Genomic DNA, 15,505 nt, shown 5'->3' on the forward strand with positions numbered 1-15,505 from the left:
ATTTGAGCGCAGCGTCCACAATTGTCGCCATCGTCGTCGCAGCCGGTCGGGGCGAACGCGCACGCTCCGGCAGCGCGGATCCCAAACAGTACCATCTCCTCGCCGGGCGACCGGTGCTGGAGCATACTTTGAGGGCCCTGCTGAGCGCCGACCGCATCACCCATGTGCTGGCCGTGATCCATCCCGAACACGATGCGCGCTATGAAGGCATCGGCATCAGCGATGCTCGCCTGCTCCCACCCGTCCACGGGGGCGCGACCCGCCAGGCATCCGTATTGGCAGGGTTGAAGGCAATTGCCCCCATGAAGCCGGACCTCGTGCTGATCCACGATGCAGCCCGGCCCATGGTCACGCCCGAGATTGTCGACGGGGTCATTGCCGGCCTCGCGGACAGCGCCGGCACCCTGCCCGTCGTTCCGGTGACCGACACCATCAAGCGCTCCGATGATGGGCGCAGGGTTGCCTTGACCGAAGAGCGTAGCCGGCTATTTGCCGCACAGACGCCTCAGGGTTTCCGCTTCGCCCAGATCTTTTCGGCACACATGCGCGCCGAACGCCTGCCTCGCGAGTTCACCGACGACGCAGCGATTGCCGAATGGGCCGGCCTCGAAGTGGCGTTTGCGCCCGGCAGTTCGCGCAACATCAAGATCACCCTGCCTGAAGATTTCGAACGCGCGGAGCGCCTGATGACCGGAAACATCCCGACGATGGAAACGCGGATCGGGACTGGCTTTGATGTCCATCCCTTCACCGAGGGCGATGCCGTCTTTCTTGGCGGCGTGCGGATCGAGCATGATCGGACGCTGGAAGGCCATTCGGACGCCGATGTGGCCCTCCACGCCCTCAGCGATGCGCTTTTCGGCGCGATCGGCGAGGGCGATATCGGTCAGCACTTTCCTCCAAGCGACCCCCAGTGGAAGGGCGCGGCCTCGCGCATCTTCGTCGAACACGCGGCCAGCCTCGTCGCAGCCCGCGGAGGCCGTATCGTCAATCTCGACCTTACGCTCGTCTGCGAGGCGCCAAAGATCGGCCCACATGTGCCGGCCATGCGGGAAGCGATTGCTGCCATGTGCGGAATTACGCCTGACCGGGTCGCGGTAAAGGCGACGACCAATGAAAGGCTCGGCTTCATAGGCCGCAGGGAGGGTATGGTCGCACTTGCCTCGGCGAGCGTCGAACTGCCCCGGAGCGCCTAGATGGCGCACCCGCAGATCGACAGTCTCGCGAGGACCGTCATCGCAAAGCTCACCGCGTCAGGGCTGACGATCGCCACCGTCGAGAGTTGCACGGGCGGATTGATCGCCGGCGCCCTCACCGAAATTCCAGGGTCTTCGGCTGCGGTCTATGGCGGGTTCGTCACCTATTCCAATAGCGCCAAATCGGCGATGGTCGGCGTTCCGGAAGCACTGCTCGTCGCCCATGGTGCGGTCTCGGAGCCAGTAGCGCGCGCGATGGCGGAGGGTGGCCGCACCGCAAGCGGCGCGGACATCGTGATTGCCGTCACGGGGATTGCCGGGCCAGGAGGCGGAAGCGCAGTCAAACCCGTCGGGCTGGTTCATTTCGCATGCGCGGCGCCAGGCGGCACGACCCACCGCGTAGAGCGCTTCGGCGATCTCGGGCGCGCACAGGTGCGGGCAGCCACGATACTTGTCGCGCTCCAGATGGTGCTGGACGCTCAGGCCCCGTAGCGCCGATCCGCCTCGGCAACGAAAGCATCGAGAATTTCGTCCTGCTTGGCCGCGAAAGCAGGTTCGGCCACCTTGGCGAGCAATGGATTGGAGATCTTGAAGTCGATGTCGAACCGCACGCGGGTCCCCTGCCCTTCGGGCTCGAAACGCCACGTGCTGTCCAGATATGAGAAAGGCCCGTCGACGGCGCGAACGCTGATGGTGCGCGCGGCCTCATTGATTGCGACACGGCTGGTGTAGGACTGTGTCACCGGACCAAACCCGATCGTCATCCTCGCAAACCGCACGTCCGGATCGACGGGGTCGCGCCGCACCTCCATGGCCCGGCAATTGGGGATGAACCGCGGATAGGTGTCGAGGTCGCCGACCAGCGAAAGCATCCGCTCCGGCAGATGCGGCACATGACGTTCGAGATAGAGATTCATCAGGCGTGCTTTGCCATCCGGGCGGCCTTGAGACGTGCAAAATCCTCGCCGGCGTGATGCGAGGACCGGGTCAGCGGGCTCGCCGACACCAGCGCAAAACCCTTGGCCGTCGCCACCGTCGCATAGGACTTGAACTCCTCCGGGGTGACGAAGCGAAGCACCGGGTGATGCTTGCGGGTCGGCTGCAGGTATTGACCGATGGTCAGGAAATCAACGTCCGCCGACCGCAGGTCATCCATCAGCTGCAGAACTTCGTTCCGCTCTTCGCCGAGCCCGACCATGATGCCGGACTTGGTGAATATCGTCGGATCGATTTCCTTGACCCGCTGCAGGAGCCGGATGGAGTGGAAGTAGCGCGCCCCAGGCCGCACCTTCAGATATTTGCTCGGCACGGTCTCGAGATTGTGGTTGAAGACGTCGGGCTTTGCCGCCACGACGATCTCGAGCGCTCCCTCCTTGCGGAGGAAATCAGGCGTGAGGATTTCGATGGTGGTCCGCGGCGTCCGCGCGCGGATGGCTAGGATCACCTCGGCAAAATGCCGCGCGCCGCCATCCGGCAGATCGTCACGATCCACCGACGTGATGACGACATGCTCAAGCCCGAGGGTCTCGACCGCCTTGGCGACATTTTCGGGCTCATGCGGATCGAGCGCCAGCGGTAGGCCGGTCCGAACATTGCAGAAAGCACAGGCACGCGTACAGATCTCGCCCATGATCATCATGGTCGCGTGCTTCTTGGACCAGCACTCGCCGATGTTCGGGCAACCCGCCTCTTCGCACACCGTCACGAGATTATTCTCGCGAACGATCTTCTGGGTTTCCTTGTAGACCGCAGAACCGGGTGCACGCACCCGGATCCAGTCGGGCTTGCGCAGCATCTCCGTATCGGGGCGATGAGCCTTCTCGGGATGGCGGGGACGAGCCTCGTCCCGCAGATCGATCAATGTGACCAAGACGCGTTCCTAAGGGCGTACCGCAGCACGAGGCCTGCGGAAGGTTTGTATCGGGGGACAGGTCGTGGCGCTGTCCCTTCGGTTTGGGACTTTATATAGCGCAGAAGGCCGGCACCACAAATGGGCCGGCCCGCAGGCCAGCTATTTGCTGGCCCCATAACAGCGATGTGGTGAGGAGCGGAGTGCGCCCGAAGGCGCAGCCCCGCCGCTATCCGCGCCCGCGAATTGCGCGAAAGATCCAGATCAGCAGACATGCACCGATCACCGCCACAATGAGCTGACCGATCACGCCGCCAAGCGTATTTCCGAAGATGAAGAAGAGGATGGCGTTTGCCACCAATGCCCCCACGATACCCATGACGATGTTCATGAGCATGTTGTGGTCGGTCTTCATGATTTTCTCTGCGATCCAACCGGCAATGCCGCCGATGATGATCGCCCCGATCCAGCCGATGCCTTCCATATGTCCCTCCTGAGACCGTTGACATCACGACAACGTCAATGTCGGCAAAGGGATGCGCGCCAATCTCAAACAAGCCGCGCTCAAGCCATGATTTCATCGATATCCACCCATTCACCGTCGCGCATGGCGGACGCGATGGTGGCCTGAACGAGGGCAAGGCTGAAGAGATTGTCGCGCCCGGAACTAAAGCGCGCCGGGATTGCGCCGGTCTCGATCGCCTGCGCGATGGATGCCAGCGTGCCGAGCCGATCGGCATAGCGTGGCGCCACAAGAGCGACATCCTGAGTTTCGCCTTCCAGGGGGCGAAGGCGAACGCGATCTGAACCGGACTGCCCCAGGAACTCGTCGCGAGAAGTCCACCAGATCTCGCCGCCCGAACAGTCGACCGCCCACTCCCCGGCCCAGGGCGTCACCGGGCCGCTGCTCATCCACGAGCCGCGATAGCTGACGATGGTGCCGCGCTCGAATTCGATGGTTGCGAGCCCGACCGGGTGGTGGGCGAACGGACTGCCGGCCGGGTTCCAGGTGCGGCAGGACACGCGCCTCGGATCATCGCCGAGCACCATGCGCATCAGGTCGAAATGGTGGATCGACATGTCAGCGAGTAGCGGATCGGGGAAATCCCAGTACCGATAACCCTGTGTGGGTGCGTGGCGGCGGAAATCCACCGAAACCATGTTCACCGGCCCGAACTTCTGCGCACCGATCAGTTCGGCAACCGCGATGGGCGCCGGCTGGTGCCGATAGTTCTGGCTGACCATGAGAAGGCGGCTCTGCTGCTCGGCCAGCGCCACGAGCGCCTTGGCCTCCGCCATAGTGGTCGTGAAGGGCTTCTCGACGAGAACATTGAGACCCAGTTCCAGCGCTTCGCACACCACCGGGAAATGCGCTTCGGTGCGCAGGGTCGCGATCACCAGATCCGCCGCGTCGACTGCTTTCAGCGCCTCGGCAAGGCTGGTGAAGCACTGCGCAGCCGGAATGCCGAGCTCGTTCTGGACGCGCAGCAGTGCATCGGGGTTCGCATCCACATAGCCGACCATCTCGACCGTCGGGACGTTAGGCAGCACTTTCCGTGTCCAGTCGAAGCCCCAGAAGCCGAGGCCCACCTGTATCGCCTTGATCATGTCAGGCCTTCCTGCGCGCCAGGGCGCAATGGGTCGCGAACTACATGTTCAGTGCGCGACCATAGGCGTCGAGCACGCTTTCCTTCATCGTCTCGCTTAGCGTCGGATGCGGGAAAATCGTGTGCATGAGCTCTTCCTCGGTGGTCTCGAGGTTCATGGCCACGACGAAACCCTGGATGAGTTCGGTGACTTCGGCGCCTACCATGTGCGCGCCCAGCAGCTCGCCGGTCTTGGCATCGAAGATGGTCTTGACGAGACCATCCGGCTCGCCGAGAGCGATGGCCTTTCCATTGCCGATGAAGGGGAAGCGCCCGACACGGATCTCGCGCCCCGACTCCTTGGCCTTGGCTTCGGTCAGCCCGACGCTCGCCAGCTGCGGCTCGCAATAGGTGCAGCCGGGGACCTTCGACTTGTCGAGCCCGTGAACCTTCTCGCCGGCGATCGTCTCGACCGTGATAACCGCCTCATGCTCGGCCTTGTGGGCCAGCATTGGCGGGCCAGCGACATCGCCGATGGCCCAGATGCCGGCAACATTGGTGCGGCCATGGCCGTCCGCCACGATCGCCCCGCGATCGATCTTGACCCCGACGGTCTCGAGGCCGAGACCCTCGGTATTGCACTGGACGCCAACTGCCGAAATCAGACGCTCGGCCGTAACCGTCTGCTTCTCGCCACCCTTGAGTTCGACATGGGCCGTGATCCCGTCCTTGACCTTCTCGACCTTGGTCACCTTCGCGTCGGTGATGATCTTGATGCCGCGCTTCTCGAAGCGCTTGCGGGCATGAGCCGCGATCTCAGCATCCTCGACCGGCATGATCTGAGGCAGCAGTTCGATGATCGTCACCTCCGCCCCCATGGAACGATAGAACGAAGCGAATTCCACCCCGATCGCCCCCGAGCCCATGACGACCAGCGATTTTGGCATTTCCGCCGGTTTCATCGCTTCGAAATAGGTCCAGATGCGGTCGCCATCAGGTTCGATCCCTGGTAGCACGCGGGGGCGCGCTCCGGTCGCGACGATGATGTTCTTCGCCTTATAGGTCCCCTCGCCCAAGGTGTTCTTCGGCACCGGGCCCTGAGGCTGGACGATTTTCTTCTTGGTCGGCGCGACGTTGATCTCGCCGGGCTTGGTGATCTTCGCCTCGCCCCAGATGATGTCGACCTTGTTCTTCTTCATCAGGAACTGGACGCCATTGTTCATCTGCGCAGCGATGTCGCGCGAGCGCTTGACGATGGCGCCCATGTCGAAGCCGAAGCTGTCGGCGGTGAGCCCGTAATTCTTTGCGTGGGCCATGTGCCCGTAGACTTCGGCCGAACGCAGCAGCGCCTTGGTCGGGATACAGCCCCAGTTCGAGCAGATGCCGGCCATGTGCTCGCGTTCAACAATCGCGACTTTCATCCCCAGCTGCGCGCCGCGAATGGCAGCGATATAGCCGCCAGGACCCGCGCCGATGACGATGAGATCGTATTGGTCAGCCATAATTACCTCTTTTCAATCGGCCGGTGCCCGAGGGCACTCAGAGGCCGAGGAGTTTGCTTACGACCGGAACGAGCGCAGTGCCGATGGCGCGCGTATTTTCCGCATCGAGATGGACGCCATCGAGTTCGGTCGCGGTCGCGACCGTAGCGGCGTCGAAAAAAGCGCAGCCGAGATCCTCGGCGACGCGGGCGTAGTGTGTGCCGAACAGCGCTGACTCATCGAGTCCGTTGGCGAACATGTGCGAGAGATCGCGATGCCTCGTCTTTACCACGCGGGGCGGCGCGACAATCACCACTTGCGGGACGGCAACGCCCGGCGCGTAGGGGAAGGTCCGGATGATCTCCACCAGCCTCTTGACCCCCATGGCGGCGCCGAAGGCGGAGCCATTGAGATAGGTCTTGAGGTCGTTCGTTCCGAGCATGATCACGACAGCATCGAGCGGCATGTGGCTGCCGAGAATGGTCGGAAGCACTCTCGCCCCGTTGCGATCGGTCACCGCGCTCCAGTCGTCGAAAGCCGTCGTGCGACCGCCCAGCCCCTCGGGGATGACCCGCGCCCGCCCACCGAGACCAGCCTCCAGAACCGACGGCCAACGATCCTCGAAGGCATGCCGGCCGCCTCCGGCGTCGGGCGTTCCCCAGCCCTCGGCATTGTGGCCATAAGTCAGACTGTCGCCATAGGCGAGGATCGTCTTCATCGATGGCTCCTAGGCCAGCATCATGACAGGATTTTCGATCAGGCCCTTGAAGACACCCAGCAATTCCGCCCCTAGCGCGCCGTCGACGGCGCGGTGGTCGCAGGACAGAGTGACGGTCATGAACGTGCCGGTCTTGATCTGGCCCTTTTCGGCATAGACGCGTTCCTCGCCGGCGCCGACCGCAAGGATCGTGCCGTGCGGAGGGTTGATGACCGCAGCGAAATGCTTGATGCCGAACATGCCCAGATTGGACACGGAAGAGGCCCCGCCCTGATACTCATGAGGCGCAAGCTTCTTGTTACGGGCCCGCCCGGCGAGGTCTTTGACCTCTTCGGAGATCTGGCGCAGGCTCTTGGTGTCGCAGGATTTCACGACCGGCGTGAATAGCCCCCCAGGCACAGCCACCGCAACAGCCACGTCGGAGCGCTTGTGGTAGAGGATGGAATCGCCAGCCCAGGTCGCGTTTGCGGCCGGCACGCGCTGCAGGGCGACAGCCCAGGCCTTCATGATGAAGTCGTTGACCGAGAGCTTGTACTCAGGCTTTCCGTCCTTGGATTTCGGTGCCAGCCCGTTGATCTGTTCGCGGGCATCCATGAGCGCATCGATCCGGCAATCGAGCGTGAGGTAGAAGTGCGGCACGGTCTGCTTGGACTCGGTCAACCGCTGGGCGACCACCTTGCGCATGCCGTCATTGGGTACGAGCTCGTAGCTACCCTCTTCGTAGAGTGCGATGACCTGATCCTTGGTCATGCCGCCCGCCGGAGCGGTGGCGGCAGCGCCCGGAGCCGGTTTCGCTCCGCCCTTCCCGGCCTTTGCGCCCTCGATATCCGCCTTGACGATCCTACCCTTCGGGCCGGTGCCGTTGATTGCGGAAAGCTCGAGGCCGGCTTCCCTGGCGAGCCGGCGGGCGAGCGGCGATGCAAACACGCGCTCGCCGTCCGGGCGCTTGCTGGCTTTCTGCGGTTCGGCCTTGCCCGGAGCTGGAGCATCGGCGGCACTGGCGGATGTCCCCCTCGCCTGCGGCTGAGCGCCGGCATCCTTGGGCGCATCGGCCTTGGGCGCTTCGGGTGCCTTCTTCTCCTCGGCAGGCGGCGTAGCCTTCATGTCGCTCTCGCTCTCGCCATCCTCGAGGAGAACCGCGATGACGGAGTTGACCTTCACGTTCTCGGTGCCTTCGGCGACGACGATCTTGCCGATCTTGCCCTCGTCGACGGCCTCGACCTCCATCGTAGCCTTGTCGGTTTCGATTTCTGCGATGACGTCACCCGAGGAGACGCTGTCGCCTTCCTTGACGTGCCATTTCGCGAGCTTGCCCTCTTCCATGGTCGGAGAGAGCGCCGGCATTGTGATATCGATCGGCATCGCGAACTCTCCTTACGAGCGGTAGGTCACGGCGTTAACGGCCGCGATCACTTCGTCGACATTGGGCAGGGCCAGCTTTTCGAGATTGGCCGCATAGGGCATCGGCACGTCTTTCCCGGTAACCCGCATGACGGGCGCGTCGAGATAATCGAACGCCTCTTCCATCACGCGCGCCGCAATCTCCGAGCCGATCGACCCCTGCGGCCAGCCTTCTTCGACGGTGACGCAGCGGCCGGTCTTCTTGACCGATTCGATCACCGTCGCGCTGTCGAGCGGGCGCAGCGTGCGCAGGTCGATCAGCTCGACGTCCACCCCCGCGGCGACCAGCTTCTCGGTCGCCTGCGTGGCGTAGCGCATCCCCATCGAGTAGGCGACAATGGTCACATCCTTGCCCTTGCGGGCAATCCGCGCCTTGCCGATCGGCAGCACGTAATCGTCGACCTTGGGCACTTCAAAGGTCTGACCGTAGAGAATCTCGTTTTCGAGGAAGACGACCGGCGTGTCGGAGCGGATCGCAGCCTTCAGAAGGCCTTTGGCATCGGCGGCGCTGTAAGGCGCGATGACGTAAAGGCCCGGGATGTGGCTGTACCAGGCCGAATAGTCCTGGCTGTGCTGGGCGGCGACGCGCGCAGCCGCACCGTTGGGGCCGCGAAAAACGATGGGCGCCGAGACCTGCCCGCCGGACATGTAGAGCTGCTTGGCCGCCGAATTGATGATCTGGTCGATCGCCTGCATCGCAAAGTTGAAGGTCATGAACTCGACGATGGGCCGCAGCCCGGCGAAGGCGGCGCCGACGCCGAGGCCGGCAAAGCCGTGCTCGGTGATCGGGGTATCGATGATGCGCCGTGCACCGAACTCCTGCAGCAGGCCCTGGGTGATCTTGTAGGCACCCTGATATTCGGCCACCTCCTCGCCCATCACGAAGACGCGCTCGTCACGACGAAGTTCTTCAGCCATGGCCTCGTTCAACGCCTGGCGGACGGTCATCTCGACCATTTCCACGCCCTCAGGCAGGTCGGGGTCGCTCTCGGCGGTGAACTGAGGAGCAGCCGGCGCGGCCTTCTCAGTAATCGTCGGCTGGCTCGATTTCGCCTCGGCCGCATCAGGCCCGGGTTGCTCGGACTCCTTGGGCGCGGCCGCGTCTGGCGCCTTTTCGGCCGGTGCGGCTTCGTCCTCGCCCTCGACCGCGAGGAATGCAATCGGCGTATTCACCTTTACGGCGTCCGTGCCCTCCTCCACGAGGAGCTTGCCGACGGTGCCGGCATCGACGGCCTCGACTTCCATCGTCGCCTTGTCGGTTTCGATTTCGGCGAGCACGTCACCGGGCGAAACGGTGTCGCCTTCCTTGACCAGCCATTTGGATAGCTTGCCCTCTTCCATGGTCGGCGACAGGGCGGGCATGAGGATATTGGGCATTTGGGGCTCCGGAATGCGGATCAGGCCGCCTGGCCTGTGACGATGTTCATGATAATGAGGGCGAAGAAGGGGATGATTGCCATGACGAAGTACCTGATCCCCTTGCGAAAGCGAGCGACATGTGGGGCAGCGGCCTGGCCGAGGCGTGCCTCGATGGCCGGGTAGTCGAGCCGCCCGAGCGGCCAGAGAACCTCCACCGGCCCGGTGCCGACTGGCGCCAGCCGGGCAATCCCGACCGCGCCGCGCACGATCTGGACAAACCCGACAAGGGCCACCAGCCAGACCAGCGCAGCAAGGATCAGGATGAGGACGTTCATGCCGGGGCGTAAATGTCCGTCCAGAGTTCGGCCGTATCGGGCTCGGGGTCGTTGGTGGCGAAATCAGCCGCCTCCGTCACGATGGCGCGAATCTCGGTCTCGAGTTCCTTGAGCCGGGCTTCGTCGATGATCCCACGCTCCAGCATACGCTTCTTGGACTGCTCGATCGGATCGCGCTCGGCACGCATCGAGGTCACTTCGTCCTTTGAACGGTACTTGGCAGGGTCGGACATGGAGTGCCCGCGATAGCGATAGGTCATCATCTCGAGGATATAGGGACCCTTGCCGGATCGGGCGTGTTCGATGGCGCGGCGAGCGGCGTCGCGCACCATCCGCACGTCCATGCCGTCGACCTGCTCGCCCGGAATGTCGAACGACGCACCGCGCTGGGAAAAGTCCGTTGTCGCGGACGAACGCTCGACTGACGTACCCATCGCGTAACGATTGTTCTCGATGATGTAGACCACCGGCAGGTTCCAGAGCTTTGCCATGTTGAAGCTCTCATAGACCTGGCCCTGGTTGGCCGCGCCGTCCCCGAAATACGTGATGCTGACGGAACCGTCCCCAGTGTATTTGCTGGCGAAGGCAAGGCCGGTACCAAGCGACGCCTGCGCGCCGACGATGCCGTTCCCGCCATAAAAGCGGTGCTCGTTCGAGAACATGTGCATCGAGCCGCCCTTGCCTTTGGAGAGCCCGCCCTGCCGGCCCGTCAACTCGGCCATGACGCCTTTCGGATCGAGACCCATGACGAGCATGTGGCCATGATCGCGATAGCCGGTGATCTGGGCGTCCTTGCCCTTTTCCGAAGCCATGGTAATGCCGGTAACGACCGCTTCCTGACCGATATAGAGGTGGCAGAAGCCGCCAATCAGCCCCATGCCATACATCTGCCCCGCCTTCTCTTCGAACCGGCGGATGAGCAGCATGTCGCGATAGGCCTGAAGCTCTTCCTCTGCGGTAAACTCGGGGAAGTTTGTTGGGCTCTGGTTCTTTGCCGCATTTGCGGCCGCTTTACGCGCCATTGGCTTTGCTCCGAGTGGAAGGCGTTGAGCGGGAACCGATACGGACCCTGCCCTCCCATATTAGCGCCTTCAGGGCGCTCATACCAACGGAGATTTCATCGCAGCCTGGACAGCTATCGCGTTGAAGCACTTGTTATAAGTCGAGTTAACTGATTTTGAGATAACTGCTCGGATGAACCTAGAATTGGTAAACCCGTCCGCGGGTCAACCATGATCAGCACCTCGTCGGCCTGCGCCATGCTCAAAAGCGCGCGCGCACGCTCGCTGAGGATGTCAGGGTCCAGCTTGGCGGCATTGAACAGCTCGACACGATGGCGATAGGCGTCAATCTCCGCCTGAAGCACGTTGGAGCGCATCTGGAGGACCGCGATATCCTCGTGCATCTGCTTCTGGCTCTCGATGCCGAACTGGCCCGACACTACGTTGTAGCCGAGATAGCCCTGGAATGCGAACAGAGCGACGCTGACCGCGAGCGGTCGCCAGAAGGCTGGGCGTTTGAGGCGTGTCGACATGGGGGCAATCCAGATGCTTCTGACATCATGATCGCCCCCGTAGGGTTAAGGTGAGGTTGAAGTCTCAGCCGCGCAGGATGGTCCGTCCAGCATAACGCGCCGCCTGCCCGAGCTGTTGCTCGATGCGGATCAGCTGATTGTACTTGGCGAGCCGGTCGGAGCGCGCGAGCGAACCCGTCTTGATCTGCCCGCAATTGAGGGCGACCGCGAGATCAGCGATGGTCGAATCCTCGGTTTCGCCGGACCGGTGCGACATCACGGAGGTGTAGCGGGCACGGTGGGCGGTATCGACGGCATCGAGCGTTTCACTCAGCGACCCGATCTGGTTGACCTTGACGAGAATGGAGTTGGCGACGCCCATCTTGATCCCCGAGCGAAGCCGCTCGGTATTGGTGACGAAGAGATCATCACCGACGAGCTGAACCTTGTCGCCGATTGCCTCCGTCAATCCCTTCCAGCCGTCCCAATCATCCTCGGCCATTCCGTCCTCGATCGAAATGATCGGAAAGCGTGTGGTGAGGTCGGCGAGGTAGCGGACCATTTCGTCGGGCCCGAGCGAGCGCCCTTCACCGGAGAGCTCGTACTTGCCGTTCTTGAAGAATTCGGTCGAAGCGCAATCGAGCGCTAGATAGACATCTTCTCCGGGGCGATAGCCGGCCTTCTCGATCGAGGCCATGATGAAGCCGAGCGCTGCGTCCGTAGACGAGAGGTTTGGCGCGAAGCCGCCCTCGTCCCCGACGTTTGTATTGTGCCCCTCGGCCGCCAGACCCTTTTTCAGGGTGTGGAAGATCTCCGCGCCGATCCGCACCGCATCCGCGACGCTTTCGGCGCCGACGGGCATGATCATGAATTCCTGGATGTCGATCGGGTTGTCCGCATGCTCGCCGCCATTGATGATGTTCATCATCGGTACGGGCAACATATGGGCGTTCGGGCCGCCGATATAGCGATAGAGCGGAAGGTCGGACGAGTCGGCCGCGGCCTTGGCGGCGGCAAGCGACACGCCAAGGATCGCATTTGCGCCAAGGCGACTCTTGTTGGGGGTGCCGTCCAGTTCGATCATCGTGCGGTCGAGCACGATCTGGTCCAGCGCATCCAAGCCCTGGATCTCGGTAAAGATCAGCGTGTTGACGTTGTCGACCGCCTTGGTGACGCCCTTGCCGCCATAGCTCTTGCCACCATCGCGCAACTCGACGGCCTCGTGGGCACCGGTCGATGCGCCCGAGGGCACGGCTGCACGGCCAAAGCTGCCATCATCGAGCACCACATCGACTTCGACCGTGGGGTTGCCGCGGCTGTCGAAGATCTGTCGGCCCGTGACATCTATGATTGCGGACATGCGAAACCCTTTGCGCTCGTTGGGGAACCCGAGCGCTTTGTCTACTGACTGGCGCGACTGAGGAAAAGGGTCGACCCATAAAAAAATGGGCGACCACCGGGGCCGCCCATTGCTCAGCTGTTCTTGTCTCAGCTCCAGTAGGGCTGAACCTTGTAATATTCGTAGGCCCGATCGCGGTACTGCGCGCCGTCGTCCTTCGTCAGCTCGCTGATCGTATCGCTGGGAGCCGCTTCAAGCTGCTCGCGGGTATAGGGCACGACATATGCGTCGGCGTCCTTTTCGTAATCGAGCACCGACCAGGGTAGCGGATGGTATTTTTCACCGATTCCGAGGACCCCGCCGAACCCGACCACCGCAAACATGATGGTGTTGTCGGTCTTGTCCAGGATGATGTCCTCGATCTTGCCCAGCGTGTCGCCCGAACCATCTTTTACCGTCGTTCCGATGACGCGCGACGCGCGAATTGCCGTTGTGTGACCTGATGCAGTGGTCATTCTTGTTCTCCTTCTTGGACGTTCGGTAACACAACGAACCGTCGCTGGGCCGGTTCCGATCCCCGCGCCCTATCCAGCGCCGAGGTGCACCGCATGCAGGTGCCGCTCATACTGGGTGAGGACATCCGCGATGATCTGCTCACGGGTGTAGTCCATGACGTCGTAATTCCGTCCGCCCTGCCGCAAATAGACCTCGGCCCGGTAGTACCGCCGACGCTCGTCTCCGCGTGATGGGGGCAGATCGCGCATCGCAAAGTCAGGCACGTGATAGGCGCGCACGCGCACGGCGTAGCGGAAGGCCTCGGGCGCCTCGCGTGATCCGGTTTCTAGGGCGATCCCCTTCTCGTCCGAGCTGACCTTCGCATCGACGCTGCGCGTCTGCATTTCGGCAGCGACTGCATCCAAAGCTTCACGGACCGGCCCGGAAAGAAAAGCCTCTGCCTTCTGGCGGGTGGGATAATCGAGAAGAATGGACAGCCGCTTCTGCCAGCTGATCGGCTTGCCGCCGGCTGGCGGCACTGGGAGGCGCTCGCTTCCGGCGCGAATGCGCTCGTCGGCCAGGCCCTTCCAGAGGCCATAGCAGACAAACAGCATGACAATGGTGAAAGGGAGTGCCCCGATGAGCGTAGCAGCCTGAAGGGCGCCGAGCCCGCCCGCCAGCAGAAGCGCGATTGCGACCAGCCCCTCCCCCATCGCCCAGAAGATGCGTTGCCAAACCGGCGCATCATCACGCCCGCCGGCGGTGATCGTGTCGACCACCAGAGAGCCCGAGTCCGATGAGGTGACAAAGAAGATCACGACGAGGATGACGGCGATGACGGAGGTGACCCCCGCGAACGGGAAGTATTGGAGGAACGTGAAGAGTGCCACCGGCGTGTTCGCGGCTGCGGCCGCACTGATTGCACCGGCCGCCACGCCGAGATCGAGCGCGATGGCCGAATTGCCGAACACGGTAAACCAGACCGCCGTCACCCCGAGGGGGACCAGCAGCACGCCGACGATGAACTGGCGGATCGTGCGCCCGCGCGAAATGCGCGCAATAAACATGCCGACGAAGGGCGACCAGGAGATCCACCACGCCCAATAGAAGAGCGTCCAGTCATTGAGCCAGGAATTCGGCTCATAGGCATAGAGTCGGAAGGTCCGGTCGACGAACTGGCTGAGATAGGCGCCGAGATTCTGCACCGTGGCCTGCAGGAGGAACGTGGTCGAGCCGAGTACGGCAACGAATAGAAGCAGCACGAACGCGAGGCCCAGATTGAGCTCGCTCAGCCTGCGCACACCCTTGTCGAGTCCTGTCATCACCGATCCGGTTGCAATCAGGGTAATGGTGACGATGAGCACCACCTGCATGGTGACCGATTCCTCGATCCCGATGAGGAATGCGAGGCCCGAATTGATCTGGGCGACCCCGAAACCCAAGGAGGTGGCCACGCCAAGGACGGTCCCGACGACGGCGAAGATGTCGACGGCATGCCCAATCGGCCCATGAATGCGGTCCCCGATCAGCGGGTGCAGCGCGGACCGGATCGTCAGGGGTAGCCCATGACGAAAGGAGAAATAGGCCAGGGAGAGTCCAACGACCGCATAGATGGCCCAGGCGTGAATGCCCCAGTGGAAAAAGGTCGTGACCATGGCGTCCCGCGCCGCCTGGAGCGTGCCGCCATCGCCTGTGGGCGGCGCTGAGAAATGCAGGATCGGCTCGGCAACGCCGAAAAACATCAGCCCGATGCCCATACCGGCGGAAAACAGCATGGCGAACCATGAAGGGTACGAATATTCGGGCTCCGCGTGGTCCGGCCCGAGCTTGATCTTGCCCGTTTCGCCGAAGGCCAGCACCGCGCAGAAGATCACGAAGCCGGCCACGGCAAGCGCATAGAGCCAGCCGAACGTATCGAGGATCCAGGCTTGCGCCGTGCCGAACCCACCTGCCGCAATCTCCGGGAAGACTATCGCAAAGAGCGAGAAACCAACGATCGTCCCGGCGGACCCGAAAAAGACCGGAGGGTTGATCAGGATCCGGACCGGCTTGTCGGGCTGGGTGCGCGGGGCGTCATCGGCCATGCATCATCGTCCTTGGCTGTTGGGGATTGGTACCAAGCCTAAAGCCTGATCTCCGGCAACGACAACCCGCCCGAGCAAATTGTGTTCCAATTCGGGCAGCGATGATGCGCTTGACGCCGGGACCCGGCTCATATTGACCTCTGCGGCGA

16 protein-coding genes are annotated in these 15,505 nt (G+C 62.8%); 2 read left to right on the forward strand and 14 right to left on the reverse strand.

Going from position 1 to position 15,505, the window contains the following annotated elements:
- Window positions 1-2: 2 nt before the first annotated feature.
- Complete coding sequence (locus EMQ25_RS07040) at window positions 3-1,196, forward strand: bifunctional 2-C-methyl-D-erythritol 4-phosphate cytidylyltransferase/2-C-methyl-D-erythritol 2,4-cyclodiphosphate synthase (protein ID WP_244606509.1); 1,194 nt, start codon at window positions 3-5, stop codon at window positions 1,194-1,196.
- The gene (locus EMQ25_RS07045; RefSeq protein ID WP_127187841.1) at window positions 1,197-1,688 is read left to right on the forward strand and encodes a CinA family protein; all 492 of its coding nucleotides are present in this window, start codon (window positions 1,197-1,199) and stop codon (window positions 1,686-1,688) included.
- On the opposite strand, the gene EMQ25_RS07050 is transcribed toward EMQ25_RS07045, so the two are convergent.
- The 14 genes from EMQ25_RS07050 to EMQ25_RS07115 all read right to left on the reverse strand — a co-directional run bounded on the left by EMQ25_RS07050 (window position 1,676) and on the right by EMQ25_RS07115 (window position 15,356).
- Window positions 1,676-2,113, reverse strand: coding sequence for a type II toxin-antitoxin system RatA family toxin (locus EMQ25_RS07050; RefSeq protein ID WP_127187842.1), 438 nt, complete (start codon window positions 2,111-2,113; stop codon window positions 1,676-1,678). The two genes, EMQ25_RS07045 and EMQ25_RS07050, sit on opposite strands and share 13 nt — an antisense overlap.
- Window positions 2,113-3,066: a lipoyl synthase gene (gene lipA, locus EMQ25_RS07055; RefSeq protein WP_127187843.1), complete on the reverse strand. Its 954-nt coding sequence runs from the start codon at window positions 3,064-3,066 to the stop codon at window positions 2,113-2,115. The genes EMQ25_RS07050 and lipA overlap by 1 nt, the downstream gene beginning before the upstream one ends.
- 208 nt (window positions 3,067-3,274) lie before the next feature.
- Window positions 3,275-3,529, reverse strand: coding sequence for a GlsB/YeaQ/YmgE family stress response membrane protein (locus EMQ25_RS07060; RefSeq protein WP_127187844.1), 255 nt, complete (start codon window positions 3,527-3,529; stop codon window positions 3,275-3,277).
- 80 nt (window positions 3,530-3,609) lie between these two features.
- The gene (locus tag EMQ25_RS07065; RefSeq protein ID WP_127187845.1) at window positions 3,610-4,653 is read right to left on the reverse strand and encodes a Gfo/Idh/MocA family protein; all 1,044 of its coding nucleotides are present in this window, start codon (window positions 4,651-4,653) and stop codon (window positions 3,610-3,612) included.
- A gap of 40 nt (window positions 4,654-4,693) precedes the next feature.
- Window positions 4,694-6,133, reverse strand: coding sequence for a dihydrolipoyl dehydrogenase (lpdA, locus tag EMQ25_RS07070; protein WP_127187846.1), 1,440 nt, complete (start codon window positions 6,131-6,133; stop codon window positions 4,694-4,696).
- 37 nt (window positions 6,134-6,170) lie between these two features.
- Window positions 6,171-6,830, reverse strand: a complete 660-nt coding sequence (locus EMQ25_RS07075; protein ID WP_127187847.1) for an SGNH/GDSL hydrolase family protein — start codon at window positions 6,828-6,830, stop codon at window positions 6,171-6,173.
- 9 nt (window positions 6,831-6,839) lie between these two features.
- On the reverse strand, window positions 6,840-8,192 hold the full coding sequence (locus EMQ25_RS07080; RefSeq protein WP_127187848.1) for a pyruvate dehydrogenase complex dihydrolipoamide acetyltransferase: 1,353 nt from the start codon (window positions 8,190-8,192) through the stop codon (window positions 6,840-6,842).
- Window positions 8,193-8,204: 12 nt separating this feature from the next.
- Window positions 8,205-9,608 carry a pyruvate dehydrogenase complex E1 component subunit beta gene (locus tag EMQ25_RS07085; protein WP_127187849.1) on the reverse strand — a complete coding sequence of 468 codons (1,404 nt, stop codon included), beginning with the start codon at window positions 9,606-9,608 and terminating at the stop codon, window positions 8,205-8,207.
- Between the two features lie 20 nt (window positions 9,609-9,628).
- Complete coding sequence (locus EMQ25_RS07090) at window positions 9,629-9,925, reverse strand: hypothetical protein (RefSeq protein ID WP_127187850.1); 297 nt, start codon at window positions 9,923-9,925, stop codon at window positions 9,629-9,631.
- Window positions 9,922-10,947: a pyruvate dehydrogenase (acetyl-transferring) E1 component subunit alpha gene (gene pdhA, locus EMQ25_RS07095; protein ID WP_127187851.1), complete on the reverse strand. Its 1,026-nt coding sequence runs from the start codon at window positions 10,945-10,947 to the stop codon at window positions 9,922-9,924. Before pdhA ends, EMQ25_RS07090 begins: the two co-directional genes overlap by 4 nt.
- A 113-nt stretch (window positions 10,948-11,060) precedes the next feature.
- Complete coding sequence (locus EMQ25_RS07100; RefSeq protein WP_127187852.1) at window positions 11,061-11,459, reverse strand: FtsB family cell division protein; 399 nt, start codon at window positions 11,457-11,459, stop codon at window positions 11,061-11,063.
- A 64-nt stretch (window positions 11,460-11,523) separates the two neighbouring features.
- Window positions 11,524-12,798, reverse strand: coding sequence for a phosphopyruvate hydratase (gene eno / locus EMQ25_RS07105; protein ID WP_127187853.1), 1,275 nt, complete (start codon window positions 12,796-12,798; stop codon window positions 11,524-11,526).
- Window positions 12,799-12,926: 128 nt separating this feature from the next.
- Window positions 12,927-13,292, reverse strand: coding sequence for a PRC-barrel domain-containing protein (locus EMQ25_RS07110; protein ID WP_127187854.1), 366 nt, complete (start codon window positions 13,290-13,292; stop codon window positions 12,927-12,929).
- Window positions 13,293-13,361: 69 nt separating this feature from the next.
- Window positions 13,362-15,356, reverse strand: coding sequence for a BCCT family transporter (locus tag EMQ25_RS07115; protein WP_127187855.1), 1,995 nt, complete (start codon window positions 15,354-15,356; stop codon window positions 13,362-13,364).
- Between the last annotated feature and the right edge of the window lie 149 nt (window positions 15,357-15,505).

Source organism: Arsenicitalea aurantiaca (assembly GCF_003994485.1).
Taxonomy (GTDB): Bacteria; Pseudomonadota; Alphaproteobacteria; order Rhizobiales; family Devosiaceae; genus Arsenicitalea; species Arsenicitalea aurantiaca.